This is a genomic window from Niveispirillum sp. KHB5.9 (genome assembly GCF_048066115.1).
Taxonomy (GTDB): Bacteria; Pseudomonadota; Alphaproteobacteria; order Azospirillales; family Azospirillaceae; genus Niveispirillum.
In genome coordinates, this window is the sequence record NZ_JBLTYX010000019.1 from 25,774 (window position 1) to 52,675 (window position 26,902).

Annotated in this window: 22 protein-coding genes and 1 riboswitch; of the genes, 6 read left to right on the forward strand and 16 right to left on the reverse strand. The window is 67.5% G+C overall.

The window, feature by feature from the left end; genetic code table 11:
- Positions 1–180 precede the first annotated feature (180 nt).
- Positions 181–2,484: an ATP-binding protein gene (locus tag ACM9HJ_RS24285; protein WP_416574367.1), complete on the forward strand. Its 2,304-nt coding sequence runs from the start codon at positions 181–183 to the stop codon at positions 2,482–2,484.
- Positions 2,485–2,487: 3 nt separating this feature from the next.
- Here the strand turns inward: ACM9HJ_RS24285 and ACM9HJ_RS24290 are convergent, their stop codons facing one another.
- Positions 2,488–3,285, reverse strand: coding sequence for a polyphosphate kinase 2 family protein (locus ACM9HJ_RS24290; RefSeq protein WP_416574368.1), 798 nt, complete (start codon positions 3,283–3,285; stop codon positions 2,488–2,490).
- 222 nt (positions 3,286–3,507) lie between these two features.
- Between ACM9HJ_RS24290 and ACM9HJ_RS24295 the strand changes: the two genes are divergently transcribed.
- Positions 3,508–5,685, forward strand: coding sequence for a M3 family metallopeptidase (locus ACM9HJ_RS24295; protein WP_416574369.1), 2,178 nt, complete (start codon positions 3,508–3,510; stop codon positions 5,683–5,685).
- A gap of 145 nt (positions 5,686–5,830) precedes the next feature.
- Here the strand turns inward: ACM9HJ_RS24295 and ACM9HJ_RS24300 are convergent, their stop codons facing one another.
- Genes ACM9HJ_RS24300 through def form a run of 4 tightly spaced genes read right to left on the reverse strand, consistent with a single transcriptional unit; the run spans position 5,831 to position 9,001 of the window.
- On the reverse strand, positions 5,831–6,865 hold the full coding sequence (locus tag ACM9HJ_RS24300; protein ID WP_416574370.1) for a COX15/CtaA family protein: 1,035 nt from the start codon (positions 6,863–6,865) through the stop codon (positions 5,831–5,833).
- 58 nt (positions 6,866–6,923) lie between these two features.
- Entirely contained in the window at positions 6,924–7,538 is a 615-nt protein-coding gene (locus ACM9HJ_RS24305; RefSeq protein WP_416574371.1) for a thiamine phosphate synthase, read from the reverse strand.
- On the reverse strand, positions 7,535–8,461 hold the full coding sequence (gene fmt / locus ACM9HJ_RS24310) for a methionyl-tRNA formyltransferase (protein ID WP_416574372.1): 927 nt from the start codon (positions 8,459–8,461) through the stop codon (positions 7,535–7,537). Before fmt ends, ACM9HJ_RS24305 begins: the two co-directional genes overlap by 4 nt.
- Before the next feature lie 33 nt (positions 8,462–8,494).
- A complete protein-coding gene (gene def, locus ACM9HJ_RS24315) occupies positions 8,495–9,001 on the reverse strand; it encodes a peptide deformylase (RefSeq protein ID WP_416574373.1) in 507 nt (168 codons plus the stop codon).
- Between the two features lie 161 nt (positions 9,002–9,162).
- A riboswitch (TPP riboswitch) is annotated at positions 9,163–9,267 on the forward strand.
- Between def and thiO the strand changes: the two genes are divergently transcribed.
- The 3 genes from thiO to ACM9HJ_RS24330 all read left to right on the forward strand — a co-directional run bounded on the left by thiO (position 9,260) and on the right by ACM9HJ_RS24330 (position 11,392).
- Positions 9,260–10,408, forward strand: coding sequence for a glycine oxidase ThiO (thiO, locus tag ACM9HJ_RS24320; protein ID WP_416574374.1), 1,149 nt, complete (start codon positions 9,260–9,262; stop codon positions 10,406–10,408). It overlaps the preceding riboswitch by 8 nt.
- Before the next feature lie 11 nt (positions 10,409–10,419).
- Positions 10,420–10,620 (forward strand): sulfur carrier protein ThiS, encoded by a 201-nt coding sequence (thiS, locus tag ACM9HJ_RS24325; RefSeq protein ID WP_416574375.1) that lies wholly within the window; start codon positions 10,420–10,422, stop codon positions 10,618–10,620.
- 1 nt (position 10,621) lies between these two features.
- Complete coding sequence (locus tag ACM9HJ_RS24330; RefSeq protein WP_416574376.1) at positions 10,622–11,392, forward strand: thiazole synthase; 771 nt, start codon at positions 10,622–10,624, stop codon at positions 11,390–11,392.
- Here ACM9HJ_RS24330 and ACM9HJ_RS24335 read toward each other — a convergent pair.
- The gene (locus ACM9HJ_RS24335; RefSeq protein WP_416574377.1) at positions 11,389–12,381 is read right to left on the reverse strand and encodes a 2-dehydropantoate 2-reductase; all 993 of its coding nucleotides are present in this window, start codon (positions 12,379–12,381) and stop codon (positions 11,389–11,391) included. The two genes, ACM9HJ_RS24330 and ACM9HJ_RS24335, sit on opposite strands and share 4 nt — an antisense overlap.
- A 1-nt stretch (position 12,382) precedes the next feature.
- Positions 12,383–12,940 (reverse strand): DUF962 domain-containing protein, encoded by a 558-nt coding sequence (locus ACM9HJ_RS24340; RefSeq protein ID WP_416574378.1) that lies wholly within the window; start codon positions 12,938–12,940, stop codon positions 12,383–12,385.
- A 158-nt stretch (positions 12,941–13,098) separates the two neighbouring features.
- On the opposite strand from ACM9HJ_RS24340, the gene ACM9HJ_RS24345 reads away from it, so the two are divergent.
- Positions 13,099–13,743 carry a TetR family transcriptional regulator gene (locus tag ACM9HJ_RS24345; protein ID WP_416574379.1) on the forward strand — a complete coding sequence of 215 codons (645 nt, stop codon included), beginning with the start codon at positions 13,099–13,101 and terminating at the stop codon, positions 13,741–13,743.
- On the opposite strand, the gene ACM9HJ_RS24350 is transcribed toward ACM9HJ_RS24345, so the two are convergent.
- The 9 genes from ACM9HJ_RS24350 to ACM9HJ_RS24390 all read right to left on the reverse strand — a co-directional run bounded on the left by ACM9HJ_RS24350 (position 13,732) and on the right by ACM9HJ_RS24390 (position 26,855).
- Positions 13,732–15,552, reverse strand: coding sequence for an SLC13 family permease (locus ACM9HJ_RS24350; protein ID WP_416574380.1), 1,821 nt, complete (start codon positions 15,550–15,552; stop codon positions 13,732–13,734). The two genes, ACM9HJ_RS24345 and ACM9HJ_RS24350, sit on opposite strands and share 12 nt — an antisense overlap.
- Positions 15,542–16,285, reverse strand: a complete 744-nt coding sequence (locus ACM9HJ_RS24355) for a rhodanese-related sulfurtransferase (RefSeq protein ID WP_416574381.1) — start codon at positions 16,283–16,285, stop codon at positions 15,542–15,544. The genes ACM9HJ_RS24350 and ACM9HJ_RS24355 overlap by 11 nt, the downstream gene beginning before the upstream one ends.
- 66 nt (positions 16,286–16,351) lie before the next feature.
- Positions 16,352–18,352, reverse strand: a complete 2,001-nt coding sequence (locus ACM9HJ_RS24360) for a heavy metal translocating P-type ATPase (protein WP_416574382.1) — start codon at positions 18,350–18,352, stop codon at positions 16,352–16,354.
- Between the two features lie 26 nt (positions 18,353–18,378).
- Positions 18,379–18,771: a hypothetical protein gene (locus ACM9HJ_RS24365; RefSeq protein ID WP_416574383.1), complete on the reverse strand. Its 393-nt coding sequence runs from the start codon at positions 18,769–18,771 to the stop codon at positions 18,379–18,381.
- Positions 18,772–18,793: 22 nt separating this feature from the next.
- Positions 18,794–22,027 (reverse strand): efflux RND transporter permease subunit, encoded by a 3,234-nt coding sequence (locus ACM9HJ_RS24370; protein ID WP_416574384.1) that lies wholly within the window; start codon positions 22,025–22,027, stop codon positions 18,794–18,796.
- Positions 22,028–22,039: 12 nt separating this feature from the next.
- Positions 22,040–23,269 (reverse strand): efflux RND transporter periplasmic adaptor subunit, encoded by a 1,230-nt coding sequence (locus ACM9HJ_RS24375; RefSeq protein WP_416574385.1) that lies wholly within the window; start codon positions 23,267–23,269, stop codon positions 22,040–22,042.
- Complete coding sequence (locus ACM9HJ_RS24380) at positions 23,266–24,534, reverse strand: TolC family protein (protein WP_416574386.1); 1,269 nt, start codon at positions 24,532–24,534, stop codon at positions 23,266–23,268. Before ACM9HJ_RS24380 ends, ACM9HJ_RS24375 begins: the two co-directional genes overlap by 4 nt.
- A 67-nt stretch (positions 24,535–24,601) precedes the next feature.
- Positions 24,602–24,874: a hypothetical protein gene (locus ACM9HJ_RS24385; protein ID WP_416574387.1), complete on the reverse strand. Its 273-nt coding sequence runs from the start codon at positions 24,872–24,874 to the stop codon at positions 24,602–24,604.
- A gap of 136 nt (positions 24,875–25,010) precedes the next feature.
- On the reverse strand, positions 25,011–26,855 hold the full coding sequence (locus ACM9HJ_RS24390; RefSeq protein ID WP_416574388.1) for a DUF885 domain-containing protein: 1,845 nt from the start codon (positions 26,853–26,855) through the stop codon (positions 25,011–25,013).
- Positions 26,856–26,902: the final 47 nt, after the last annotated feature.

Below are 26,902 nucleotides of genomic sequence, written 5' to 3' on the forward strand. Positions count from 1 at the left end.
GACAGGGCTGAAAAATGGCGGGCCTGCGGCGCTTTTCACACCCAGCCTTTTGCGCCGCGCCCCTCGGCACAAGGGGTACCGCCGGTGTGACATGCCTAACCATTCCCGTGACAAGTGGCCCCCGGCATGGTTGAAAGGGAAGGAAAGGTCAGCCGCCCGTGCCGTCCAGGGAACACGACCATGGAAGCCCTGCCCCGTCTTGATGTCCTGACCCTGTTGGTCACCTTCGCGGCTGTTTCCGTGGGGCTGGCCTGCTCGCTGGGCGTCTATTGGTGGCGCCAGCGCACCATTCCCGGCCTGGGCCTGCTGACGGGTGGCATCATCATGGGGGCCACCGGTGTCGCCATACTGGCGGCGCGTGACTACATGCCGCTCTGGCTGTCGGTGACGACGGGCAATCTGGGCGTCGGCTTCGCTCATGTCCTGGTGCTGCTGGGAATCCGACGTTTCTGTGGCCGGCCATTGCGCGCCACCATGCCCCTGGTCACCCTGGCCATCCTGACTGCGGTGCTGGTCTATGATGTGTTCAATCGCAACGACATTATCCTGCGCTCCATCGCCGCCACCATCTGGCTGGTCGGCATCAAACTGAGCATAGCGTACGAAAGCTGGCGGCAGGGGCGGCGGGTGGCACCGCGCCTGTGGATCGTCATCACCCTGTTCTTCACGGGCATGGCCCTGATCCTGCTGGTGCGCATCGCCGATATCGTGCTGCGCCAGGATGTGGGCGGCTTCTTCTCCCCCAGCCCGGCGGCGGCGCTGAATTTCCTGACCTCCATCGTCGGGCTGGTGGCCGGCTGCATGGCGATCATGGCGCTGTCCAACGAATGGCTGCAGCGCCGGCTGGAGAGCGAGGCGGCGGAGAATGCCCGCGTGGCGCGCGAGCGCGACCAGGCCGCCCAGACGGCAGATGCCGCCAACAAGGCCAAGTCGGTGTTCCTGGCCGCCGTCAGTCATGAGATCCGCACCCCGATCAATGCCGTGATGGGCGGGCTGGAGATCCTGAACGGCCCCGGCCGGCCGGATCCTGCATCCCCCCAGGGCAAGGTGCTGGAAGTGATGGACAAGGCCGGGCAGTCGATGCTGGCCCTGCTGGACGATCTGCTGGACATCACCCGCATCGAGGCGGGGCATCTGTCGCTGCTGCCCCAGCCCATGGACCTGCACCAGCGCCTGCACGATGCCATCGACCTGATGGCGGGCCGTGCCGCAGCCGGTGGATTGAGCCTGGAACTATCCATCGCGCCGGACGTACCGCGCCATGTCAGCGTGGACGCCGCCCGCCTGCGCCAGATCCTGCTGAACCTGATCGGCAACGCCATCAAGTTCACCGAACGCGGCGGGATCAAGGTGGTGGCCGTACGCCAGCCGCCCAGTGTAGGCCATGCCAGCGCCACGCCGGGCGCCGTGCTGGTCCGCATCACCGTGGCCGACACGGGCATCGGCATCTCGGCCGCCAAGCTGCCCCATGTCTTCGACGCCTTCTATCAGGCCGAGGGCGGGGACAGCCGCCGCTTCGGCGGCGTGGGGCTGGGCCTGGCCATATGCAAGCGGCTGGTGGGCATGATGGGCGGCAATATCCAGGTGGACAGCGCACCCGGCCATGGCACCGTCTTCACCGTCGACCTGCCCATGCCGCTGGCCGCCGCCCCGGCCCAGGCGCCGGGCGGGGCGGCCCGCGTCCTGCCCTACTGGACCAGCCGGCCGCCGGTGCTGCTGGTGGAGGATGACGCCGTCAACCAGTTCGTGGCCACCCAACTGCTGACCCGCCAGGGCGTGCAGGTGATCACGGCGGAGGATGGGGAAACCGCCCTGCGCATGCTGGCCCAGCAGCGGGTGCGGCTGGTGCTGATGGATATCGGCATGCCCGGCATGGATGGGTTCGAGACGACGGCGCGGCTGCGCGAAACCGGCGGGCCCATGGCCACCGTGCCCGTCGTGGCCCTGACCGCCAATGTCCTGCCCGAAACCGTGTCGCGCAGCAAGGCCGTGGGCATGCAGGGCTTCATCGCCAAGCCCATCAAGCTGGAGGAATTACTGTCCACCCTGGCCCGCATCATCCCGCCCGACGGAATGGGGAACGTGGCCCTGGCCGGCAATGGCGGAACGGACGCCGCATCCACCGGCAACCAGCGCCCGGCGGATACCGGGCCGATGGGGGCACTGCGCGGGCGGCTGGGCGGGCAGGCCGTCGACGCGCTGCTGGCGCTGGCCGCCCAGAACGTCGCCGATGCAAGGCGCAGCCTGCGCCCGGTGGCCGCCGAGGATGGGCCGCCCCCGGACGTCGCCGCCATCCGTCGCCTGACCCTGCGCATGGCCGACGGGCTGGACAGTGTCGGGTTCCCCGGCGACGCCCAGGCGCTGCGCGATTGCCTGGGCCTGCTGCGGCCGGGCCAGCCGGTCAACACGGCACTGGCCGCCATGGACGCCATCCTGGCCGACGCCCAGGCCCGCCTGCCACGGGCGCGGACGGCGGCGGAGTAAGCCTTACTTCAACAACTTCTCCATCGCCTTCTTCACGGCCGGGTCGATGGGCGGCGGACTGATATCCACGCCTTCGGCCAGCGCCGCCACGACATGGCGCAGCACGGCCACGCGTGCATACCATTTGGCATCGGCCGGCACGGCATGCCAAGGCGCGTGGCCCGTGCTGGTATGGGCGAACATCTCGTCGATGGCCTCCTCGTAATCGCCGCGCCGGTCGCGGTTGCGCAGATCCTCCGCCGTCAGCTTCCAATGCTTGTAGGGATTGTTCAGCCGTTCCTTGAACCGCTGGAGCTGTTCATCCGGGGAGATGTGCATGAACAGCTTCACGATGCGCACGCCGTCATCGATCAGCAGCCGTTCGAACTCGTTGATCTCGTCATAGGCGCGGCGCCATTCGGCCGGCCGGGCGAAGCCTTCCACCCGTTCCACCAGCACGCGCCCGTACCAGGACCGGTCGAAGATGGCGAAGGTGCCGGCTTCCGGCAGCCGCTGCCAGAAGCGCCACAGGTAATGCTTGCCCTGCTCCACCGCCGTGGGCGCGGAAATGGGCCAGACATGTGTGCCTCGAGGGTCCAAATTCTCCGTCAGGCGGCGGATGGCCCCGCCCTTGCCGGCAGCGTCCCAGCCCTCGAACACGATGATGGCCCGGCGCTTGGAATGCCAATAGGCCTGCTGGACATGCAGGATCTCGTCCTGCAGCTTCGCCAGCTCCTTCTCATAGGCGCCCTTGTCGGCGATGCGGTGGGCCTTCATGTCCAGGTCGGCCAGACGGGGGAAAGCGGCTTTGTCCTTGCTCATCTTCTTTCCTGGGAAATGGCGTGTCGGGGCCAGTCTAACGACCCTGTCCCCCACCCATCCAGCCGGCATTCCGGCATAAGCCGCCATGATCCATGACAATTGCCGGGCATAGGCCGGTTCATTGTAACGGTTTTGTTTCACCCCTTGTCAGGGGGTGCCCGATGCCCGACCCATGTCGGTTCGGACAATCCCTATCCAATAATGTGGGGGCAGGCAGTGAAGATGATGTTGAAGAACGGGGCTTCGGCCCTGATCCTGGCCATGGTCGGGGCGATGGCCCCGGTGACGGCGATGGCGGCGGACGCGTCCGTTCAGGTCGCGCAGGCGGAGACGAACACGGTGACCAGCGACAATCCCTTCTTCCACCCGTGGAACACGCGCTTCGGCGTCCCGCCCTTCGACGCCATCAAGCCGGAGCATTTCAGGCCGGCCTATGAGAAGGCGATGGCCGACCATCTGGCGGAGATCAAGGCGATCACCGACAACAAGGACGCCCCCACCTTCGCCAACACCATCGACGCGCTGGAGAAGAGCGGACAGATGCTGGGCAATGTGGCCCGCGTCTTCTCCAACCTCTCCTCCTCCCACACCAATGACCAGCTGCAGAAGATCCAGCGCGAGATGGCGCCGGTCCTGGCCGCGCACAACAACACCGTCAACCTGAATGCCGATCTGTTCGCCCGCGTCGACGCGCTGTACGACACGCGTGACAAGCTGAAGATCAACAACGAGCAGCGCCGGGTCCTGGAACGCTATCATCTGGATTTCGTGCGCGCCGGTGCGGAACTGAAGGGCGAGCAGCGTGAGCGCATGGCCACCGTCCTGCAGCGCCTGGCCGTGCTGTCCACCCAGTTCAGCCAGAACGTCCTGGCCGACGAGAAGGAATACAAGCTGGTCCTGACATCGAAGGACGAGATGGCGGGCCTGCCCGACTTCGTGGTGGCCGCAGCCGCCCAAGCCGCCAAGGAACGCGACCTGGAGGGCAAGTATGTCATCACCCTGTCGCGTTCCTCGATCGAACCGTTCCTGACCTTCTCCGCCTCCCGGGGCTTGCGCGAACAGGCCTGGAAGGCCTGGATCGCGCGCGGTGACAATGGCGACGCCCATGACAACAACGCCCTGATCAAGGAGATCGTGCAGCTGCGCATCGAGCGCGCGAACCTGCTGGGCTACAAGACCTTCGCCGATTACAAGCTGGCCGACACCATGGCCAAGACGCCGGACGCGGCCAGCAAGCTGCTGATGCAGGCCTGGGAACCGGCCAAGAAGCGCGCGGCAGAAGAGCGGGACGAGATGCAGGCGCTGGCCGCCAGGGAGGGCCAGAACATCCAGATCGAGCCCTGGGACTGGTATTACTATGCCGAGAAGGTGCGCAAGGCGAAGTACGACCTGAACGAGGAGGAGATCAAGCCCTACCTCCAGCTGCCCAAGGTCATCGAGGCGGTGTTCTATACCGCCAACCAACTGTTCGGCATCACCTTCACCGAATGGAAGGAAGCGCCCCGCTACCATCCCGACGTCAAGGTCTATGAGGTCAAGGACCGCAACGGCAAGCATCTGGCCGTCTATTACATGGACAATTTCGCCCGGCCGTCCAAGCGGTCCGGCGCCTGGATGTCGTCGTTCCGCGAGCAGGAGAAGCTGTCGGGCGACGTCACGCCCATCGTCATCAACAACAATAATTTCTCCAAGGGCGCCGACGGGGCGCCGACGCTGCTCTCCTTCGACGACGCCTCCACCCTGTTCCATGAATTCGGCCATGCCCTGCACGGCATGCTGTCGAACGTGACCTATCCGCAATTCTCCGGCACGTCGGTGCTGCGCGACTATGTGGAGTTCCCCAGCCAGGTCATGGAGCATTACATCTCCGACCCGGACATGCTGAAGCGCTTCGCTGTCCATTATAAGACCGGCGAGCCCATGCCCCAGGCCCTGATCGACAAGATCAAGGCGGCGGACACGTTCAACCAGGGCTTCGCCACCGTGTCCTACACCTCTTCGGCGCTGGTCGATCTGGCCTATCACAGCCTGACCGATGCCAAGGACCTGGACGCGGACAAGTTCGAGCGCGAGACGCTGGACAAGCTGGGCATGCCGAAGGAGATCGTCATGCGCCACCGTTCCCCGCATTTCAGCCACATCTTCTCCGGCGATGGCTATTCGGCCGGGTACTACGGCTATATGTGGGCCGAGGTGCTGGACGCCGACGCGTTCGACGCCTTCACGGAGACGGGCAACATCTTCGACAAGAAGACGGCCAAGCGGCTCTATGACACGATCTTCTCCACGGGCGGCACCCGCGACCCGATGGAAGCCTACGTGGCCTTCCGCGGCCGTCCGCCGAAGGTGGAGCCGCTGCTGCGCAACCGTGGCCTGCTGGAAGGGGCCGGCGCGCATTAGAGCGGTTTTCCTTGTGCGGGGAAAACCGCTCCGGCGGCGACTGCCGCCGCGCGTGCGGCGTGAAGCCAAGCCACGGATGTGGCGCCGGCGCCTGAGGAACTGAAAGCTAGAACAGAAGGGCCGGAGCGATCCGGCCCTTTTCCTTTCACCCCCGCCGGAGCGTATGGATCGACCGGATCAGCAGCGCGATCACCACCAGTGCCCCACCCTGGTGCGCGGCCCCCAGCGGCACCGGCACCATATGCAGCAGGGTGGTGATGCCCAGCACAACCTGCCCGCCGATGCCCAGCGCCAGCCATAGCGCGGCACTCTTCGCCACATCCGGCAGATCGGCCCGCTGTCCCACCCGCCAGGCATAGGACAGGATCGCCAGCGCGGTCACGATGGCCAGCCAGCGATGGGTGAACTGCACGGCCGCCGTATTCTCCAGCAGGTTCAGCCAGCCGGGCGACAGGGTCCACATTTCCGGCGGCGCGAAATCGCCATTCATCAGCGGCCAGGTATTATAGGCGAAGCCGGCATCCAGCCCCGCCACGAAGGCCCCCCAGACCACGGTGACCGACACCAGTGCCATGGCGGCCCAGCCATGCCGGCGCAGGTCGTCCCGCTCCGGCCGATGGATGGCACCGGGATGGCGCATGCCCAGACCCGCCTGGATCAGCAGGGCATAGAGGATCAGGGCCATGGCCAGATGCATGGCCAGCCGATAATGGCTGACATCGGTGCGCACCGACAGGCCCGACTGCACCATGAACCAGCCGATGAAGCCCTGCAGCCCACCCAGCAGGAACAGGCCCACCAGCTTGGGCAGCATCGCCCGTGTCACCTGGCCCTTCACGGCGAACCAGGCCAGCGGCAGGGCGAAGACCACGCCGATCAGACGGCCCCACAGGCGGTGGAACCATTCCCAGAAGAATATCTGCTTGAAATCCTCCAGCCCCATCCCCCGGTTCAGGATCTGGTATTCAGGAATCTGCTTGTATTTCTCGAACTCCGCCAGCCATTGCGCCTCGTTCAGCGGCGGCAGGGCGCCGGTGATCGGCTTCCATTCGGTGATGGACAGACCGCTTTCCGTCAGGCGGGTGATGGCCCCGATGATGGCCATGACGAAGACCATGCCGGCACAGAGCAAAAGCCAGTTGGCGACGGCGCGGTGGCCGGAAGCGGAGGCGGCAGACATGACGGGCCGTTCGATGGATGAAAGATGCGGCTGATATGGGGGCCTGACGCCCCGCCGGTCAAATGCCGGGCTTGCGGCCCGGCGTCGCAGCCAGCAGCAGGGCCATGGAGGACGGGTCCCGCATCGCCCCCCCCATCACCGCTCCCCCCGCCGCCCCGGCACCGATGCAGGCGGCGATAGTACCGGCATCGACACCACCCAGGGCCAGGGTGGGCAGGGGCAGGTCGGCCAGCACAGCCGGTCCCAGGGCCGGGCCATATCCCGGCTTGGACACGGTCAGGAAGATGGGGCTGAGCGTGGCGTAATCGGCGCCGGCCCTGGCTGCCGCCTCGACACCGGCCCGGTCGTGACAGGACGCGCCGATCAGAGCTTCAGGCCCCAGCAAGGCCCGGACGGCGGCGATGTCGGCGCCATCGGGCAGATGCACCCCGTCGCAGAGCGGGGCCAGGTCGGGATCGCCATGGATGGTCAGGATGCCGCCGACATCGGCCAGTATTGGCTTCAGGGCGCGCAGCAGGTCGACCTGTTCGGTAGCGGGCAGGTCCTTCTCCCGCAGGCTGACCCACCGGCACCCGGCCGCGACGCAGGTCTTCACCACCGGCAGCAGCCCATCCACGGCCTGCGTCCGGTCGGTGATCAGCAGCAGGGGCGGATTGGGCAGGGGGCGCGTCACGCGATCAGCTTTCCCCCGACCACATGCGGATAACCGCGCAGGAAGGCGCCGCCATCGACCGGACCCTTGCCCGGCCGCTGCACACGAACCAGCCGCAGGGCCCCATCGCCACAGGCCAGCGTCGGGCCGGCATCCAGCAACGTCCCCGGCTCGCCCTTCCCATCCACGGGCAAGGTTTCCAGCACCTTCAGCTTCTCGCCATTGGAGAGGTCGATCCAGGTGCCGGGCCAGGGGGTCAGGCCGCGCACCTGCCGGTCCAGCTCCGCCGCCGGGCGGGACAGGTCCAGCCGCCCCTCCTCCTTGGCCAGCTTGGCGGCATAGGTCACGCCCGCTTCCGGCTGCGGCACCGGCTTCAGCGACGCATCCGCGATGCCGGGAAGTGCTTCCACCATCAGCCGCGCCCCCATGCTGGCCAGCGCGTCATGCAGTTCCGCCGCGTTCATCCGGGGTGTGATCGGCAGAGCATCCTTCAGCAGCATGGCACCGGTATCCAGCCCGGCATCCATCTGCATGATTGTCACGCCCGTCTCCGCATCGCCGGCCAGGATCGACCGCTGGATCGGCGCCGCCCCCCGCCAGCGCGGCAGCAGGCTGGCATGGACATTCACGCAGCCCAGACGCGGCGCATCCAGGATCGCCTGCGGCAGGATCAGCCCATAGGCGGCGACGATGGCGCAATCGAGATTGAGCGCGGCAAAGGCTTCCTGTTCATCCGCCTTGCGCAGGCTCTTGGGGGTGCGGACCTCAATCCCCAGGGCTTCGGCCCGGCGATGCACGGGGCTGGCATGCAATTGCTGCCCGCGCCCGGCGGGACGCGGCGGCTGGGAATAGACGCAGACGACCTCATGCCCGGCCGCGACCAGGGCATCCAGGATAGAGACGGAGAAATCCGGCGTGCCCATGAAGGCGAGACGCAGCGGCATGGGGAACCTTCCGGGCTATGGGAACGGGTGCGCTTACTTCCGCGCCTTGTTGTATTTGCGCAGGATCATGTTGCGCTTCAGCGACGACAGATGGTCGATGAACAGCACGCCGTTCAGATGGTCGATCTCATGCTGGATGCAGGTGGCCAGCAGCCCGTCGGCATCCATCTCCCGCACCTCGCCCGCCCGGTCGACATAGCGCACGCGCACCATCTTGGGCCGGGTCACATCGGCATAGATCTCCGGGATGGACAGGCACCCTTCCTGGGTCACGGCCAGCTCGTCCGAGGTCCAAATCAGTTCCGGATTGACCATGGCAATGGGGTCGGGTTTTTCCGTGCGCTGGTCGGTGACATCCACCACGATCAGCCGCTCCAGCAAACCGATCTGCGGGGCGGCCAGGCCGATGCCCGGCGCCTTGTACATGGTCTCCAGCATGTCATCCATCAGGCCCACCACGCGGCCATCGACATTGGCCAGCGGCTTGCACTTGGTCTTCAGGCGGGTGTCGGGAATGGTCAGGATAGGCAGCAGCGACATGGGAGGTGGTTCCGAGGGGGTCTGGACGGCGGATAGGGCACAATGTCCCATATGGGGCAGATATGCGCGCACGCGGCCAATGGTCAAGCGCGATCCGGGCGGGGCGGAATTGCCACGCCTCATCCCCTTGCATTCCGTCCGTGACAGGCCCATGACATAGCGCATGGACCCTGGGGTGCCGCATGGCCTAACGGTCGCGGCTGAGATCACACCCATAGAACCTGATCCGGGTCATGCCGGCGAAGGGAGAAGGCGGAAATGACATCCTATAAACCCGTGAGCAAGCCGCGCGTCGCCATCATCGGCGGCGGCATCATCGGCATGTCCATCGGCTGGCGCCTGGCCCAACAAGGGGCCGAGGTCGAGATTTTCGAGCGCGCCAAGGCCGGGCAGGCGGCCAGCCGGGCCGCCGCCGGCATGCTGGCGGCCGGCGTGGAAGCGGAACCGGGCGAACAGTCGCTGCTACCGCTCTGCCTGGAAAGCCAGGCTCGCTGGCCGGGCTTTGCACAGGAGTTGGAGGCGCTGACCGGCATACCCGTCGGCCTGCGTACCGAGGGCACGCTGGTCGTGGCCAGCACCCGGGACGAGGTGGAACTGCTGCGGTCGAACTATGAATTCCAGCGCAAGCTGGGCCTGGACCTGTCCTGGCTGACCGGTGCCGCCGCCAAGGAGCGGGAGCCGTTCTTGAACCCGCGCACCGCCGCCGGCATCTTCAGCCCCAAGGATGGGCAGGTGGATAACCGCCTGGCCAGTGCTGCCCTGCGCGTGGCAATGGAGAAGACCGGCGCGCGCCTTTACGAGGGGGTGGAGGTCACGGGCCTGGATGTCCAGGGTGGCCGTGTGCGGGGTGTCGTGCTGGGTGACCGGGTGGTGCCCGCCGATCAGGTGGTGATCGCCGCCGGCGCCTGGTCGAAGCTGATCCCCGGTCAGGCCAGCCCGCCGCCGGTGCGGCCGGTGAAGGGACAGATGATGTCACTCACCATGGACCCGGCCAATCCGCTTTTGACCCATGTCGTCTGGGCGCCCAAATGCTATCTGGTGCCGCGCATCGATGGCACCCTGATCATCGGGGCGACGACGGAGGAGAAGGGGTTCGACGCGCAGATGACGGCCGGTGGGGTGCTGGCCCTGCTGGATGCCGCCTGGCGGGCCCTGCCGGGGGTGGAGGAACTGCCCATCAAGGAGATGTGGACGGGCCACCGCCCCGGTTGCCGCGACGATGCGCCCATATTGGGCATGGCGCCGGGCCTGGATGGCTTGGTGCTGGCCACCGGCCATCACCGCAACGGCATCCTTCTGGCCCCGATCACGGCCGACGCCATATCCTCCTTGGTCCTGACCGGCCGGACCGACCCGCATATCGCCCCCTTCGGGGCCGACCGTTTCAACGCCGCCCGTGCGGCGTGAAGGATGGGAACATGATCATCATCAATGGCAAGGATCGCCAGCCCGACGATTACGCCCTGACCGCCGTGATGGCGGCGGATGGGGTCGATCCGGGGGCGCGCGGCATCGCCGTGGCCGTCAATGACAGTGTGGTGCCGCGTGGCCGCTGGGCCGATACGGTGCTATCCCCCGGCGACCGGGTGGAAATCGTCAAGGTTCTGCAAGGTGGTTGAGATGAAGGATCCACTGAAGATCGCCGGCCAAAGCTTCCGGTCGCGCCTGTTCCTAGGCAGCGCCGGCTATCCCAACCAGCAGGTGTTCCTGGACAGCCTGGAAGCCTCGGGCGCTGAAATCCTGACCGTCTCCGTCCGTCGGGCCGACCTGACGGGCTATGGCGAGGGGCTGCTGGATCTGGTGGCAGGCCGAGTCTGGCTGCTGCCCAACACCGCCGGCTGTTCCACGGTCAAGGATGCCGTGCTGACCGCGCAGCTGGCGCGGGAGGCGATGGACACCAACTGGATCAAGCTGGAACTGATCGGCGACCGCGAGACGCTTTACCCCGACGTGGAACAGTTGCTGCGCGCGGCGGATGAGCTGGTGCGCGACGGGTTCGTGGTTCTGCCTTATTGCACCGACGATCCCATCATCTGCCGCCGGCTGGCCGATGTCGGTTGCGCCGCCGTCATGCCGCTGGGCGCACCGATCGGCACGGGGCTGGGCATCCTCAATCCTTACAATATCGAAATGATCTGCCGGAACAGTAGCGTTCCCGTGGTGCTGGATGCCGGGATCGGCACCGCCAGCGACGCGGCGTTGGCCATGGAGCTGGGCTGTGACGCGGTGCTGCTGAACACAGCCGTATCGAAAAGTATCGATCCCGTAATGATGGCCGCCGCCATGCGCGCCGGCGTGGAAGGCGGGCGCATGGCACGGCTGGCGGGGCGTATCCCCAAGCGGCTGCGGGCCGAGGCGTCGAGCCCGGAACTGGGGCTGATCGGGACCTAAACCGCCCCCGCCGCCAACCCTGGCGACCCGGCCCCCGCCTGTTCCGCCGCCCGGATCAAATCCCGGACCCGGCGGTTGACGGGGGCGTCCAGCCCGTGCCGTTCGGCCAGATCGATCACCGCCCCCTGCAGCCGGTCGATCTCGGTCGGCCGATGGCGCTCCAGGTCTTCCCACATCGACGACCGCGCCAGCGGATCGATGGACAGCATGCGCCGTGCCGCCAGTCGGAATAGCGGATCGGGCAGGCACAGCAGCCACGGCAGCAGGTGCGGTGCCAGGGCGGCAGACTTGGCCGGCTTGATCCCCGCCCGCCGCAATGCCCGCAGCCCTTCCCATTGCTGGTGTGCCAGCAGAAGGCGCCAGGGCCGGGCCGCCACCTGCTGCGCCAGCGGCAGGCCGGACAGGGCGTTCAGCGCATTGTTCAAATTGATCAGCAGCTTGCCCCACAGGACCGCGTCCATGTCGGCGCTTTCCGCCACGGGCAGGCCCGGCACGTCCAGTTCCGCGCGCACGCCATCCTGCCCCGCCGCGATCATGATCCGCCCGCCGGTTCCCCGATGGAACCGCCCGTCGGGCAGTTGCACGATGTTGAACGGCACCATGCCGGCCAGCACCCGATCCGGTCCCAGCCGTTGGGCCAGGATGCCGGCATTGCCGACGCCATTCTGCAGGCTGATGACCAGCGCATCGGGCGGGGCATGGGTGGCGATCAGGTCGGCCATCGCGCTGGTGTCGGCGCATTTGACCGTCACCAGGATCAGGCCGGCATCGGCCATGGCAGCAGCGGGGTCCGTGTCCAACCGCAGGCCGGGACCAGTCGGCAGCGTGCGGTCCAGCCCGTCCAGGTCGCTGACCCGCAGCCCACCCGCCGCGATCCGATCCAGCAGCGATGCGCGGCCCAGCAGGGTGACGGGCCGCCCCGCCAGGGCCAGGCAGCCCCCGGCATAGCAACCGACGGAACCGGCCCCGGCAATCAGGATATGCCGCATCTCAGCCCTGATGCGCCGGCAGGCCCAGGGCACCGGGACCACCGATGCCATCGGCCACCAGCCGTTCCACCTGTTCCTCCACCTCCTTGCGCAGGCCCAGGGCGAAGTAACCCTCGGCCACCAGGAACAGCGGTGCCACGAATATCTGCAGCAGGTTGGCGGTCAGGGCCGGCTTGTTGCCCTCGAACTTGTGGCCCAGCAGTTGTACCGCCCAGCCGCCGATGAAGGTGGACAGGCCGATGGTAACCGCCATGGCGCTCGGCAGGGTGGTTACATGATCGGCCAGCATCAGGAACGGCACCGACATTGCTGCCAGCGTGCCACCGATCATCGGGTCCAGATAGACATAATAGGCGGCCAGCACCGCCATCAGGATCAGCGCCACGCTGACCTGCGTCCCGCCCAGCGGCACGGTCAGATAGGACAGGCCCAGCATCACCGCGAACACGATGGTCGGCACCCCGAAATAATGGGTCAGCCGGTTATGCGGGTGCCGATGATATGCGGAATAGAAAGCCATGCTGCGGGCCAGCCGGCCGGGCTTGAACTCACTCGCCATCCCATCCTCCCATTTTATCGCAGCGGCATTCCATGCCGCTTCATGTTCCCTCAGGCGCCGGGCCGGCAGTCGCTGGCCTGAAAAACAGACCGATTGGTTTGTTTTTACATCGAACAGGGTTTCATGGCAATGATGAAAGCAGAGAATCTTTCAGGTGCATGATGAGCGTAACCGACCAGGAAAAGCCGGCCCGCCGCAGCCAGTCGGTGCGGCGTGACGAGATGCGGCAGCGGCTGGCCGCCGCCACCCTGGACGCACTGGCCGACCACGGCCATGCCGGGGCGTCGCTGTCGGTGATCCTGGAGCGGGCCGGCGTGTCGCGCGGCGCCTGGGCCCATCATTTCGATACCAAGGCGGAAATGCTGGCCCTGGCGGCGGAGGGGTTGCTGCATGGCGCGGTGGAGGCCGCCCGCACCCTGGCCCTGCCCGTCCCCGACCCGGCACAGCCGGTGGAGGCACGGCTAACGGCGATGATCGAGGCGGCCTGGACCCGGTTCTATACCGGCCGCCATCGCGACCTGCTGTTCGAGGTGGCGCTGGCTGCGCGCACGGATGCGGAGTTGCGGGCCCGGCTGGCGCCCATCTTCTCCGGCTTCTTGGCGGCAACAGGCGGCAATTGGGGCCTGGCCTTGCGGCCGGGTCCGGACGGGCTGGCGCAGATGGCCGATCTTATGGTGCTGACCATCTATATGCTGCGCGGCATGGCCATGCAGGAACTGGCCGCCGGCCCGGCACCGGGGCATGAGGCGCTGCGCCAGATGTGGGCGCGGATATTGTCCGGCTGGCTGGGTTCAGAACGGTAGGACGATCGGCACCAGCAGCACGCAGACCGCCATGGTAATCAGCGAGAACGGCACCCCGATCCGCATGAAATCCATGAAGCGATAGCCGCCAGGCCCCACCACCAGCGTGTTCACCGGCGAGGAGACGGGGGTCATGAAGGCCGTCGAGGCGGCTAGCGCCACAATCATGGCAAAAGGTGCCGGCGCCATACCCAGCGTGCCAGCGATGGAGATCGACACCGGCGCCATCAGCACCGCCGTGGCGGTGTTGGAAATGAACAGGCCCAGGATTGCCGTCACCGCGAACAAAGCTGCCAGGATCAGCCGCGGCTGCGCATCGCCCACAACGGAGACCAAAGCATCGGCCGCCAGCGCCACCCCGCCCGTGCGTTCCAGCGCCAAAGCGAAGGGCAGCATGCCGGCGATCAGCACCAGCGTCGACCAGTGGATCGACCGATAGGCCGTACGCATATCCATGATGCCAAGCGCACCCAGGGCCAGACAGCCCAGCAACGCCGCCTGGGCATTGGGCAGCAGGCCCGTGGCCATGCACACCACCACGGCCAGCAGCACCGCCAGCATATGGGGGGCGCGCGACCGTTTGGGCGCGTATTCCTCCGCCTCTTCCGGCAGGTCCAGCAGGATCATGTCGCGGCGCTGTTCGGACAGGCGGCGGATCGACCGCCAGGGACCGGCCAGCAGCAGCGTATCGCCCACGGTCAGACGCCGGCGGGCCGGCACCCCTTCCAGCGGGGCATTGGCCCGGCGGACACCGATCACGGCCACATCATGGATGGTGCGGAACCGCGCCTCCATCGGCGACTGTCCGGCCAGGGAGGAACCGGACGGAATGATCACCTCCGCCATGCCGAAATACTGGGTGCGGCCAGCGGCATGCTCCGGGTCCAGCGGCAGCTCCGTCAATCCATGCTGGGCCTGGAAAGCGGCGGCATCGAAATCACTGCCGATAACGTCCAACAGCAGGATGTCACCGCCACGCAGTTCCGTCTGCGCCTCCGGCCGCACGAAGGCATGACGCAAACCGGCACCACGTTCGATGGCGACGATATTCACCCCGGCGGACGCGCGCAGGTCCAGTGTCTCCAGCGGCTTGCCCGCCAGGTCCGACCCCGCCGATACCAGCAACCGCACCTGCCGCCCCATAAGCCCATAGCCGGCCGCCCAGTCGCGCATGCCGGGGCGCGGCGGCGGCAGTTCCGCCTTGCCGGACAGGCGTCGGCGCACCAACAGCATATAGAGGATGGCTAGCACCAGGACGGGAATGCCGAACGGCGTGAAGGCGAAGAAGCTGAAACCTTCATGGCCCCGCGCTTCCAGTTCGGCACTGACCACCATGTTGGGCGCCGTGGCCACCAGGGTCATCATGCCGCTGATCAATGCGGCCATGGATAGCGGCATCATCAGCCGGCCCGGCGGCAGTGCGGTGGACCGGGCGATGCGCAGCATGATGGGGATGAAGATCGCCACCACACCGGTGGAACTCATGAACGATCCCAGCCCCGCCGCCGCCAGCATCAGCAAGGTGATCAGCCGCCCCTCGCTGGCCCCCGCCCCCTTGGCCATGCCATCGCCCAGCGCTTGGGCCACGCCGGTGCGCACCAGCCCCTCGCCGATGACGAACAGGGCGGCGATCAGGACGACATTGGGATCGGCGAAACCGCGCAGCACCTCCGGCACGCTGACCACATCGGTCAGGGGCAAGGCCGCGATGACGATCAGGCCCACCGCATCCATGCTGGGCCGCCCGCGGGCGAACAGAATGATGGCCAGGGTCAGCAGGCCCAGGACGGCGATCAGTTCAAGGCTCATCACTGGTTCCCGCAACGGGCACCAGCCCATGGCCCAGCGCCACCCGCTCGTCAAAGACGAAGCAACCGCCTTCCCACAGACTGTCCGCCGGACCGATCCGTTCCAGATAGTTCAGGATGCCACCCTTCAGGTGATAGACCTCACCAAACCCCTGTTCCAGCATATAGGCCGTGGCCTTCTCACACCGGATGCCGCCCGTGCAGAACATGGCGACCTTGCGGTGTTTGGCCGGGTCCAGTTCACGCTTCACATAGTCGGGGAATTGGCCGAAGCTGGCCGTGCCGGGATCGACGGCACCCTTGAAGGTGCCGTGCGTGACCTCGAAACTGTTGCGGGTGTCGATGACGATCGTGTCCGGATCGCTGATCAACGCGTTCCAGTCCTCCGGCTCCACATAGGTGCCGACGGCGCGCAGCGGGTCGATGCCCGTCACGCCCATGGTCACGATCTCCTTCTTCAGCCTGACCTTCAGCCGGCCGAAGGGTGGAGCGTCGGTATGGGACCAGCGGGGCTGCAACGGCTCCGTCAGGCCGGCGATGCGGGCGATTTCCGCCACCACATGGTCCATCACATCGGCAGGTCCCGCGATGGTGCCGTTCAGCCCCTCATCGGCCAGTAGCAGCGATCCGCAGACACCATGGGCCGCCATCATGTCGAACAGCGGTTGGCGCAGATCGCGGAACTGCGGCAGCGGATGGAAACGGTACAGGGCGGCGACGGCGATGGCGGACATGATTGGACGCGGACATTCTTAGACGGGGTGCGGGGCTTATACCCCACACGACCCCCAAGGCGTCAGTCAATTCGTGCCGCGCCAGGCCAGCAGGCGCAGGGCGTTGAACACCACCAGCAGGGTCGATCCCTCATGCAGGGCCACGGCGGGGCCGATGCCCAGGCCCAGGATGGTGGCCGGCACCAGCAGCGCCACCACACCCAGGCTGACCACCAGGTTCTGGCGGATGATGGCGCGGGTCTGCCGGCTGAGGCCCACGGCGAAGGGCAGGTGCGACAGGTTGTCGGCCATCAGCGCCACATCCGCCGTCTCCAGCGCCACGTCGGACCCGGCGGCCCCCATGGCGATGCCGACATGGGCGCGGGCCATGGCCGGCGCATCATTCACCCCGTCCCCCACCATGGCCACCACGCCGCTATCGGCCAGCCGCCCCACGGCATCGACCTTGTCGGCGGGCATCAGATCGCCCCAGGCCTCGTCCACGCCCACCTGCCGGCCCACGGCCTGGGCCACTGGCGCGGCATCGCCAGAGATCACGATCAGCCGCTTGATGCCCAGACTGCGCAATTTCTCCAGGCTGGGTTGGGCTTCCGGCCGGGGGCTGTCCATCAAGCCGATGGCACCCAGGTCGCGGTCGCCATGGCGGACCAGCATGGTGGTGCGGCCCTTCGTACGCAAATTTTCCGCTGCCATGCGAACGGCATCGGACAGGGGCGTGATGCCATCGGCACCGAACAGGTCGGCCTTGCCGACGAGCACCTTCTGCCCCGCCATCAGGGCCGACAGGCCCTTGCCCGTCAGGCTGGACAGGTCGGATGCCGCCGGAACCGGCACACCTTCCAGTCTTTCCCGCCCGTCACGGGCCACGGCGCGGGCCAGGGGATGGTCGCTGAGGCTTTCCACGGCGACGGCGATGGACAGCAGTTCGTGCTCCGTCACGCCGGGCGCGGGGACAATATCGGTCAGGCGCGGGCGGCCCGCCGTCAGGGTGCCGGTCTTGTCAAACGCGATGGCGGTCACCGCGCCCAACTGTTCCAGCGGCGCCCCGCCCTTGATCAGCACCCCGCCGCGCGCGGCCCGCGCCACGCCGGACAGGACGGCGCTGGGCGTGGCGATGGCGAGCGCACAGGGGCTGGCCGCCACCAGCACCGCCATGGCGCGATAGAAACTGTCACGGAACGGTTCATCCACCACCACCCAGGCGAACAGCAGCAGCACGGCCAGCCCCAGGACCAGGGGCACGAACACCCGCTGGAACCGGTCGGTGAAACGCTGGCTGGGGGATTTGCGGGTCTGGGCCTCGGCCACCATGCGCACCACGCGGGCCAAGGTGCTGTCGGTGGACAGCCGCGTCACCTCGATCTCCAGCAGCCCATCGCCATTGATGGTGCCGGCGAAGGCGCGGTGGGCGGGTTCCACCCGGTCGGGGGCGGCGCGTGCCCCGGCCGGATCGGGCGCGGGGACCTTGTCGACGGGGATGCTTTCGCCGGTCACCGGCGCCTGATCCACGCCGCTGCGCCCCGCCACAACGAATCCATCGGCGGGCAGGCGGGCACCGGGCTTCACGATGACCACATCACCCAGGGCCAGGGCTTCGACCGATACCTCCACCGGCCCATCCACCCCACGGCGGAGCGCCGTGCGCGGCGCCAGCACGGCCAGCGCCTCGATCGCGCGGCGTGCGCGGCCCATGGCGTGATGCTCCAGCGCATGGCCCAGCGCGAACAGGAACAGCAGCAAGGCCCCTTCCGCCCAGGCCCCCAGACTGGCGGCCCCGGCGGCAGCCACCAGCATCAGTGTATCGATCTCGAATTTCTTCCGCCGCAGGTTCTCCACGGCCTCGCGCACCGTGAAGAGCCCGCCCAGCAGGAAGGAAAGGACATAGAGCGTCAGGGGAACCCAGCCGGGGCCGTCCACCAGCTTTTCCACGCCATAGCCCACCGCCAGCACCACGCCGCTGGCGATCGCCAGCGCCAGTTCCGTGGCGGGGCCCAGCGGGCCGCCATGATCGTGGCTGTGGCCGCCATGGTCATGGTCGGCATGGTCGTGATGATGGTCGTGACCCATGGGGTTCCCCCGATGCTCGATACGCCTCAGTGCGAATGACCACCCAATTCATACTTGGCCTGGCCGGTCTTGCCATCTGTCGTGCGCAGGCTCAGCACGATATCGGCACCGTCCGGCACCGCGCCCGTGCCTTCCAGCCGGTCGCCCGCCGGCTTCAGGGCGATGGTGCCCACGCGGGTCGTACCCTGGGTCAGCAGCAGGCTGCCCTGCACACCCTCCGGCGATACGGTCTTGGCGCCATGGTCGGACAGGTACACGGCAACGGTGCCGGTGCCGACGACCAGTTCGGCCTCCATCCCGGCCACATCCTGGATAAGCCCGCCATGCGGCCCCTTGGCGGCGTGGCCATGGCCGTCGGCGGCCATCGCCGCTACGGGCATCAGGGCAATGAGGGCGGCGGTCAGAAACGATTTCAACATGGTTCTTCTCCTCTTGGGATTTTCAATGGGCGGTCGGGACGGGCGTCGGCGCCTCATCCTCTTCCGCCGGCTGGATCGGGGCGGCGAAGCGGCGATAAAGGGCGGGCAGCAGGATCAGGGTCAGCAGGGTGGCGGTGATCAGGCCGCCGATGACCACGGTGGCGATGGGCCGCTGCACCTCCGCCCCCACACCGGTGGACAGGGCCATGGGCACGAAGCCCAGGCTGGCCACCAGGGCGGTCATCAGCACGGGGCGCAAACGCGTGAAGGCCCCTTCCCGCACGGCCTGGTCCAGCCCCATGCCCGACAGCCGCAGCTGGCGGATATAGGAGAGCATGACCAGACCGTTCAGCACGGCGATGCCCGAGAGCGCGATCATCCCCACCGCGGCGGAGATGGAAAACGGCATGCCGCGCAGGAACAGCGCCAGGATGCCGCCGGTGAGCGCCAGCGGCACGCCGCTGAACACCAGCATCGCGTCGCGTCCGGACCCGAGCGCGCTGTACAGCAGCAGGAAGATCAGCGCGAAACAGGCCGGCACCACGACCGACAGCCGCTCGCGCGCCGCGATCAGGTTTTCGAACTGCCCGCCCCAATCGACCCAGTATCCGGCCGGCACCTGCACCTGGGTGGCGAGGCGCTCCTGCGCCTCCGTCACGAAGGACCCGATATCGCGACCGCGGACATTGGCCTGCACCACGATGCGGCGCTTGCCGTTCTCGCGGCTGATCTGGTTGGGGCCTTCGGCGAAGCGGATACTCGCCACCTCGCCCAGCGGCACCGTGCGCGCGCCCTCCCCCTCACCCGCCGGCAGCGGGATGGGCAGGGTGGCCAAGGCGTCGGGATCGTTGCGCAGCCCGTCGGGCAGGCGGACCAGGATGTCGAAGCGGCGGTCGCCCTGATAGACCAGCCCCGCCTCACGCCCACCCACGGCCACGGCCAGCACCTCCTGCACGTCGGCCACCGACAGGCCGAAGCGGGACGCCCGGTCGCGGTCCACCTCCACATTCATGAAGGAGGCACCGGAGACCTGTTCGACGCGCACATCGGCCGCCCCCGGCACCGCCTGCACGATGGCGGAGATTTTGTTGGCCGTGTCCAGCAACGTCTCGAAATCATCGCCGAACACCTTGATGGCGACATCGCCGCGCACGCCGGCCAGCAACTCGTTGAAGCGCAGCTGGATGGGCTGGCTGACCTCGTACACCTGGCCGGGCAGCGACCCGACGGCCGCTTCCAGCCTGGCCACCAGTTCCGCCTTGGACAGGCCGGGATCGGGCCATTCGTCGCGCGGCTTCAGCATCACGAACATGTGGGAGATGCCGGGCGGCATCACGTCGGTACCGATCTCCGCCGTGCCGGTCTTGGAAAAGGCGAAGGCCACTTCCGGAAAGGCGGCAACGGTCCTTTCGATCTCCAGCTGTTGTTCGGTGCCCTGGGCCAGGCTGGTGCTGGGGATGCGGAAGGCGTTCAGCGCTACATCGCCCTCATCCAGCTGCGGGATGAATTCCTGGCCCAGCTGCGTGAACAGCAAAAGCGACAGGGCGAACAGGGCACCGGCGATGCCGGCGGCCCTGGCCGGTGCCGCCAGCGCCCGTTCCAGCAGCGGGCGGTACCAGGTGCCGGCCCGGCGGATGATGGCGTTCTCCTTCTCCTCCACCTTGCCCGACACGAAGATGGCGATCAGCGCCGGCACCAGGGTCAAAGACAGGATGAAGGCCGCCACCAGGGCGATGATGACGGTGAGCGCCATCGGCTGGAACATCTTGCCTTCCACCCCGGTGAAGGTCAGCAGCGGCAGATAGACGGTGATGATGATGGCCTGGCCATAGACCGAGGGCTGGATCATCTCCTTCGATGCGTCCATCACCTCCGCCAGCCGTTCCCTCAGCGTCAGGACGCGGCCCAGATGGTGCTGGCGCTCCCCCAGCCGGCGCAGGCAGTTCTCCGCGATGATCACGGCCCCATCGACGATCAGGCCGAAATCCAGGGCGCCCAGGCTCATCAGATTGGCGCTGACCCCGGCCTCCAGCATCCCCGTCGCCGTCATCAGCATGGTGACGGGAATGACGAGCGCCGTGATCAGGGCCGCGCGGATATTGCCCAGCAGCCCGAACAAAACCGCGATGACCAGCAGGGCCCCCTCGGTCAGGTTCCTGGCCACTGTCTTGATGGTCGCCCCCACCAGGTCGGTGCGGTCCAGCACCGTCTTGGCGATGATGTCGGCGGGCAGGGAACGGCGGATATCCTGCAGCTTGGCATCCACCGCATCGGCCACGGTACGGCTGTTCTGCCCGATCAGCATCAGGGCGGTGCCCACCACCACCTCGCGCCCATTCTCGCTGGCCGACCCGGTGCGCAGTTCCTGACCGGTCTGGACGGTGGCCACATCGGACAGGCGCACGGGCACGCCGCCACGCGTGGCCACGACCACGCCGGCGATCTGCTGGGCGGTGGAGATGCGGCCGTCGGAGCGGACGATGAACAGCTCCCCGTTCCGTTCCAGCTGTCCGGCACCCAGGCTCTGATTGGCACGTTCCAGCGCCTGGGACAGGTCGGCGAAGGTCAGTCCGAAACTGACCAGCCGCACCGGGTCGGGCAGCACATGGTACTGGCGCACATGGCCGCCGATCGTGTCGATGCCGGCCACGCCGGCGACACCCTTCATCTGCGGCGCCACGATCCAGTCCTGGACCGTACGCAGATAGGTTGCCCGCTCCACCTCGGTGGACAGGATCTCCCCTTCCGGCGTGCGGTAGCTGCCATCCGGCTGCCAACCCGTCTGACCGGCCTTGGCTTTGGCGGCGTCGAAGGGACCATATTCCACGGTCCACATATAGACCTCACCCAGGCCGGTGGAGATCGGGCCCATGGTGGGCGACAGGCCGGGGGGCAGACCTTCGCGCGCCTCGTTCAGGCGTTCACCCACCTGCTGGCGGGCGAAATAGATATCCACCTTTTCCCCGAAAATGGCCGTCACCTGCGACAGGCCGTTGACGGAAATCGACCGCGTGCTTTCCAGCCCGGCGATACCGGCGAGCGCGGTTTCCACCGGGTAGGTCACCTGCTGTTCGATCTCGAACGGCGACAGGGCGGGTGCAAGCGTAGTGATCTGGATCTGGTTGTTGGTGATGTCGGGAACGGCATCGATGGGCAGTTGCAGCAGCGACCGCGCCCCGAACAGGGAGGCGACCGCCACCAGCAGCACCACCAGGAAGCGGCGCCGGATGGCGAAGGACAGGATGGGTTCGATCATCATCCCCTCCCGTCAATGCGCATGGCTGTGGGCGGCTTCGCCCCGCGAGGCTTCGGCCTTCAACAGGAAGGTGTTGCCGGCGGCCACCTTCTCACCCGCGAACAGGCCGAAGACGATCTCGGCATGGCGGCTGTTGCGCCGGCCGACCTCCACCACCCGCGGTTCGAACCCCTCATCATTGCGCACGAAGACCATGGTTTCGCCGTTCAGCACTTGCAACGCGCTGGCCGGAACGGCGATGTCCGCCATCTCCCCGCCCGCCTGGATCGTGCCGGACCCGAAATCGCCGGGCCGCCATTCGCCGTCGCTGTTATCCAATGCCGCCACGACACGGGCCGCCCCGGTCTGCGGGTCCAGCGTGGCGCCGGCCGACACCACCCTGCCGTCGGCCGCACGCCCACCCTGTCCCGTCAGGCTGACGGGCTGGCCTTCGCGCACCAGCGACAGGTCAGCGGCATAGACGGGCAGTTCCACCCAGACGCTGGACAGGTCGGCCACGGAGAACACCTCCTTCTCCGCCGCCAGCAGCTCACCGCGCACCGCCTCGCGCCCGATGACGCGGCCGGCGATGGGGGAACGCACCTCCAGCCGGCCCAGATCGGCCGACCTTTTGTCCAGGCCCGCGATCTCCGCCGCCGACAGGCCCAGCACCGACAGCCGCTGGCGCGATGTGGCCAGGGTGATACGCGCCGTCTCCGCCTCCATCCTGGCCGTCAGGAAGTCCTGCTCGGCGGAGACCTTCTTGCGCCACAGCCCCTCCTCCCGCACCAGGTTGGTGCTGGCCAAGGCTTCGCGGCGCTGGGCCGACAGATAGTCCGCCTTGGCTTCGGCCAGGTCGCGGCTGTCCAGGACCAGCAGCACGTCGCCGGGCTGGACCGGCTCGCCCAGGCGCTTATGCACCTCCGTCACGATGCCGGAGACGCGGAGGGTCACGTGCACCAGCTTGTCGGCATCGGCCACCACCGTGCCCATGACCCGGATGTCGCGGGACACGGCGGCGGGCCCGGCCTCCACCAGGGTGATCTTGGCGCGGGCAATGCGGGCGGCATCCATGTGGATGGCGCCGCCACCCTCTTCCCCATGTTCGTCATGACTTTCGCCCCCGCCATGGTCATGGCTGTCGGCGGATTTGGTGGTGCTGGGCTTGTCCTTACCGGTGACGGCGGAGATCGCGTAACCGCCGGCCAGCAGCAGGGCCAGGGCGGACACGCCGGCCAGGATGGTCTTCTTCGTGATGTTCATTTCGTCACCTCCGCGCCCTGGGCGGTCAGCCGTTCCAGCTCCGCCCGCGCGTCATGGAAACCCTGGAAGGCGTTGATCAGGTCGGTGCGCGCCTCCACCAGGGTGCGCTGCGCCTCCAGCACCTCCAGGTAGGAGAACTTGCCCTGGCCATAGCCTTCATTGGCCAGGGCGAAGGCCTGCTCCGCCGTGGGGATGATGCTGTCACGCAGGCTGGTCGCCGTATCGCGCGCGGCGGCCAGGTTGAAGCGGGCGGCCGTCAGGCGGCGTTCCAGGTCGATGCGCTCGGCCGCCAGATCGGCCTCCGCCGCCACCAGATCGGCGCGTGCTTTTGCAATACCGCCACGGTTGCTGTCGAAGATGGGGATGGGGACGCTGACCCCCACCAGGAAGGCGTTCTCCCCATCCTCCTTGAACTGCCGGAAGCCGGCGGAGAGCGTCACGTCGGGAACCAGTTTCGCCTGTTCCACCGACAGTTCCGCGCGCCCGCGCGCCGCTTCGGCCTGCAGCCGGCGCAGGTCGGGCGCCTCGCCCGCCGCCTGCGGTTCCACCCCGTCGATGCGGGAGAACCAGCCCTCATCCAGTTGCAGGCCAGCCGGGTCCAGCCCCGTCAGCCCGGCCAACACCTGGCGCGCCGCCGTCTGTCGGCGGCCCGCCTTGTCGACTTCCAACTGGGCCTGCCGGCGGGCGATGTCGGCGCGGTTGGCCTGGATGGGCGCCTCACGCCCCGCCTCCACGCGGGCCTTGATGGCGTCTTCCACCGCCACGGCCAGACGCAGCCCGTCGCGGGCCAGCTCCACCTGCCGCGATGCCGCCACCGCCTCGCTGAAGGCCAGGCGCACGTCGCGGGTCAGGTCCAGCCGCGCCAGGTCCAGGTCGGCCGCCGCCACGTCACGGGCGGCACGGGCGGCTTGCGTCCGACGACCGCGTTTGCCGCCCAGCTCGACCGTCTGGGACAGGCTGTAGGTACGTTCCGACGACCGGAAATCCTTGTAGGGGCCGGAACCGGAAAAGTTTTCCAGCTCGAACCCGACCTCCGGATTGGGGCTGGTGTCGGCCTGGGTGACGGCACCACCGGCGGCATCCAGCCGAGCGCGTGCCGCCAGACCGCGCGGGGCGGATTCCAGCGCGCGGGCGATGGCCGTCTCTGGCGTCAGCAGGGAGGTGGTTTCAAGCAGGGATGGGGCGGCGGCGGGCGCTGTTTGCGCCCATGCCGCCGGGGCCCCGGCGATGGAAATCGCCAGGGCGACCGCATAATGCAGCCGCATGGATACTCCGCGAGTGACGAACGGATCTCAGGCGCCACCAAGGGCACCGGTGACGGGGATCGGTTCGTCAGGCGCGCGGGGGTTCGTCGGGCAGGGCCGGATCGGCGCTTTCCGGCAGGACGGGCGCCAGGGCCGGATAGGCCGTCTGGCTCCACACCACAGGCTCCACCACTCGTGCCGTACGGACATGGTCGGCCACATGGATGTGGCTGCACTCATGATGGCAATCGGTGGAGAAGCTGCCGGCGGGCGCGTGGCTCACCGCGGCCTGCATATGCCCATGTCCCGTGCCGGCATGGCTGTGCGACAGGTCCCGGGCGTGAAGCCCAGGAACGTTCATCAGGAACGCCGCAAGCAGCAGAAGGGTGGCCAGGAAGCGCATGGGTCTTAAGGTAGGCGTCGCGGGCCAGGGGCACAAGTCCCCATGACCCGCGATTATGGGCATCCAACCCGTCCTTATGGTCGCACTCGGTATTTCATGCCGTCAGGCGTGCTTCCACCAGCGCACCCAGCCGCGACAGAGGCACATTGCCCGTCATCACCAGCGCGTCGTTGAAGCTCTTGAACGCGTACTTGGCCCCCAGCTTCGCCTTCAGATCATCACGCACGCGGTTGATCTGCGAATGCCCGATCTTGTAGGCGCAGGCCTGACCCGGCCAGGAGCAGTAGCGATCGACCTCGCCCGCCACCTGCACGGCGGTGGAGCCATTATTGGTGACGAACCAGTCGATGGCCTGCTGGCGCGTCCAGCGCTTGGCATGGATGCCGGTATCCACCACCAGCCGGCAGGCGCGAAACGCCATGGATTGCAGATAGCCCAGCTGGCCCACCGGGTCCTCCTTGTACACGCCCAGCTCATCCGCCAGCTGTTCGGCATAAAGCGCCCAGCCCTCGGTATAGGCGCTGTAGGCCAGCAGGGTGCGGATCAGCGGCAGCTTGAAGCTGTATTCCCCCTGCCAGACATGGCCGGGGATGCCCTCGTGATAGCTCAAGGTCGGCAGGGCGTGGCGCGGCCACATGCTGGTGTCGCGCAGATTGATGTAATAGGAGCCGGGCTGCGTCCCATCCATCGATCCGGCACTGGCATAACCGCCGGGGGCACCGGCCTCGATGGACACCGGCACGCGCTTGACCACCAGCTTGCCGGGCACCAGCGTGTTGAAGGCCTGGGGCATGCGGGCCCGGATATCATCGACGCGGCCATTGATATAGGCCAGCAGTTCCGCCCGTCCCTTGTCGTCGTTCGACCAGAGATATTTGGGGTCCTTGCCCAGTGCGGCCATGCGCTCCCCCACGCTGCCCTGGGTCAGGCCCTGGGCGCGCAGCAGCGGGTCCATGCGGCCCTGCAACTCCTTCAGCTGCGCCAGCCCCATGGCATGCACCTCGTCCGGCGACAGGCTGGTGGTGGTGGCGGCACTCAGCGACCAGGCGTAATAGTCGCTGCCCTGCGGCAGGGCCCAGGCGCCGGCATCGCTGCGCGCCCCCTTGCGCTGCGTCTCGAACGCCGCCAATTGCCGTTTCAGCGCCGGCAGCACCTTGTCGGTGGCGATGCGCGCGGCGTCGGTGCCGCCGGCATGGCCGACCGTTTTGGCGCCGGCCTCGAAATGCTTCACGATCTCCCATTCGGCCACGGGGATGGCCAGGGCGCGGGTCATCTGGCCGATGGCCTTGTCCAACAGGAAGTCGGGCAGCCTATAGCCCTGGCCACCCTCCAGCCGCAGCCGTTCCGTCTCCGCATCCAACGCCGTGCCATAGGCGGTCAGGCGCGACAGATAGCTGTCGGCATCATCCTTGGCCTCGATCTTGTGCTGGCTGGTCAGGAAATCGGGGATCTCCACGAAGGCACCCAGGTTCTGGGCCACGGCATAGGGGCTGTTGCGGTAGGAATAGCTCTGGTTCAGCATGGCCATGTCGCCGAAGCGGAAGCCATGACCGGTGACCGACAGTTCCAGGGACGCCTGCGCCACCTCCAGATTGGCCAGCATTTCCGACGGCAGGCCGCTGCGGTCCAGCGCCTTCACGGCAACCAGCTGCTGCTTCACCACGCCGCGCTGCGCCTCGATCCCCGCCAGCGACCGGTCGCCCAGCACGGCGCGCAAACCCGCATGCCGGTCCTTGTCGATGCCCAACTGCGTGGCATTCTCCGGATACCAGGACAGCAGCGTATCGCTGAGCTGGTTCAGGAAGGCATCAGCCTTGGTCCCGGCATCGCCGGCGGCGGCACCGGCACGGGGCACCAGCCCCAGCATGGCCAGCGACGCGGTGCCGGCCAGCAGTTGGCGGCGGTTGACGGAAGCGGAATGCGCGATCTTGTTGTTCATGCTTGCTGCCTTCACCTGGGTCCGAACGGAAGGGCCGGCATTATGCG

What these genes read in the sequence shown, in the direction of transcription:
- ACM9HJ_RS24360 (WP_416574382.1), bottom strand. Translation starts at nt 18,352, where the DNA reads ATGGGTCACGACCATCATCACGACCATGCCGACCATGACCATGGCGGC.
- ACM9HJ_RS24285 (WP_416574367.1), top strand. Translation starts at nt 181, where the DNA reads ATGGAAGCCCTGCCCCGTCTTGATGTCCTGACCCTGTTGGTCACCTTC.
- ACM9HJ_RS24370 (WP_416574384.1), bottom strand. Translation starts at nt 22,027, where the DNA reads ATGATCGAACCCATCCTGTCCTTCGCCATCCGGCGCCGCTTCCTGGTG.
- ACM9HJ_RS24365 (WP_416574383.1), bottom strand. Translation starts at nt 18,771, where the DNA reads ATGTTGAAATCGTTTCTGACCGCCGCCCTCATTGCCCTGATGCCCGTA.
- ACM9HJ_RS24340 (WP_416574378.1), bottom strand. Translation starts at nt 12,940, where the DNA reads ATGGCGAGTGAGTTCAAGCCCGGCCGGCTGGCCCGCAGCATGGCTTTC.
- def (WP_416574373.1), bottom strand. Translation starts at nt 9,001, where the DNA reads ATGTCGCTGCTGCCTATCCTGACCATTCCCGACACCCGCCTGAAGACC.
- ACM9HJ_RS24380 (WP_416574386.1), bottom strand. Translation starts at nt 24,534, where the DNA reads ATGCGGCTGCATTATGCGGTCGCCCTGGCGATTTCCATCGCCGGGGCC.
- ACM9HJ_RS24375 (WP_416574385.1), bottom strand. Translation starts at nt 23,269, where the DNA reads ATGAACATCACGAAGAAGACCATCCTGGCCGGCGTGTCCGCCCTGGCC.
- thiO (WP_416574374.1), top strand. Translation starts at nt 9,260, where the DNA reads ATGACATCCTATAAACCCGTGAGCAAGCCGCGCGTCGCCATCATCGGC.
- ACM9HJ_RS24290 (WP_416574368.1), bottom strand. Translation starts at nt 3,285, where the DNA reads ATGAGCAAGGACAAAGCCGCTTTCCCCCGTCTGGCCGACCTGGACATG.
- ACM9HJ_RS24330 (WP_416574376.1), top strand. Translation starts at nt 10,622, where the DNA reads ATGAAGGATCCACTGAAGATCGCCGGCCAAAGCTTCCGGTCGCGCCTG.
- fmt (WP_416574372.1), bottom strand. Translation starts at nt 8,461, where the DNA reads ATGCCGCTGCGTCTCGCCTTCATGGGCACGCCGGATTTCTCCGTCTCT.
- ACM9HJ_RS24385 (WP_416574387.1), bottom strand. Translation starts at nt 24,874, where the DNA reads ATGAACGTTCCTGGGCTTCACGCCCGGGACCTGTCGCACAGCCATGCC.
- ACM9HJ_RS24355 (WP_416574381.1), bottom strand. Translation starts at nt 16,285, where the DNA reads ATGTCCGCCATCGCCGTCGCCGCCCTGTACCGTTTCCATCCGCTGCCG.
- ACM9HJ_RS24350 (WP_416574380.1), bottom strand. Translation starts at nt 15,552, where the DNA reads ATGAGCCTTGAACTGATCGCCGTCCTGGGCCTGCTGACCCTGGCCATC.
- ACM9HJ_RS24345 (WP_416574379.1), top strand. Translation starts at nt 13,099, where the DNA reads ATGATGAGCGTAACCGACCAGGAAAAGCCGGCCCGCCGCAGCCAGTCG.
- thiS (WP_416574375.1), top strand. Translation starts at nt 10,420, where the DNA reads ATGATCATCATCAATGGCAAGGATCGCCAGCCCGACGATTACGCCCTG.
- ACM9HJ_RS24295 (WP_416574369.1), top strand. Translation starts at nt 3,508, where the DNA reads ATGATGTTGAAGAACGGGGCTTCGGCCCTGATCCTGGCCATGGTCGGG.
- ACM9HJ_RS24300 (WP_416574370.1), bottom strand. Translation starts at nt 6,865, where the DNA reads ATGTCTGCCGCCTCCGCTTCCGGCCACCGCGCCGTCGCCAACTGGCTT.
- ACM9HJ_RS24390 (WP_416574388.1), bottom strand. Translation starts at nt 26,855, where the DNA reads ATGAACAACAAGATCGCGCATTCCGCTTCCGTCAACCGCCGCCAACTG.
- ACM9HJ_RS24335 (WP_416574377.1), bottom strand. Translation starts at nt 12,381, where the DNA reads ATGCGGCATATCCTGATTGCCGGGGCCGGTTCCGTCGGTTGCTATGCC.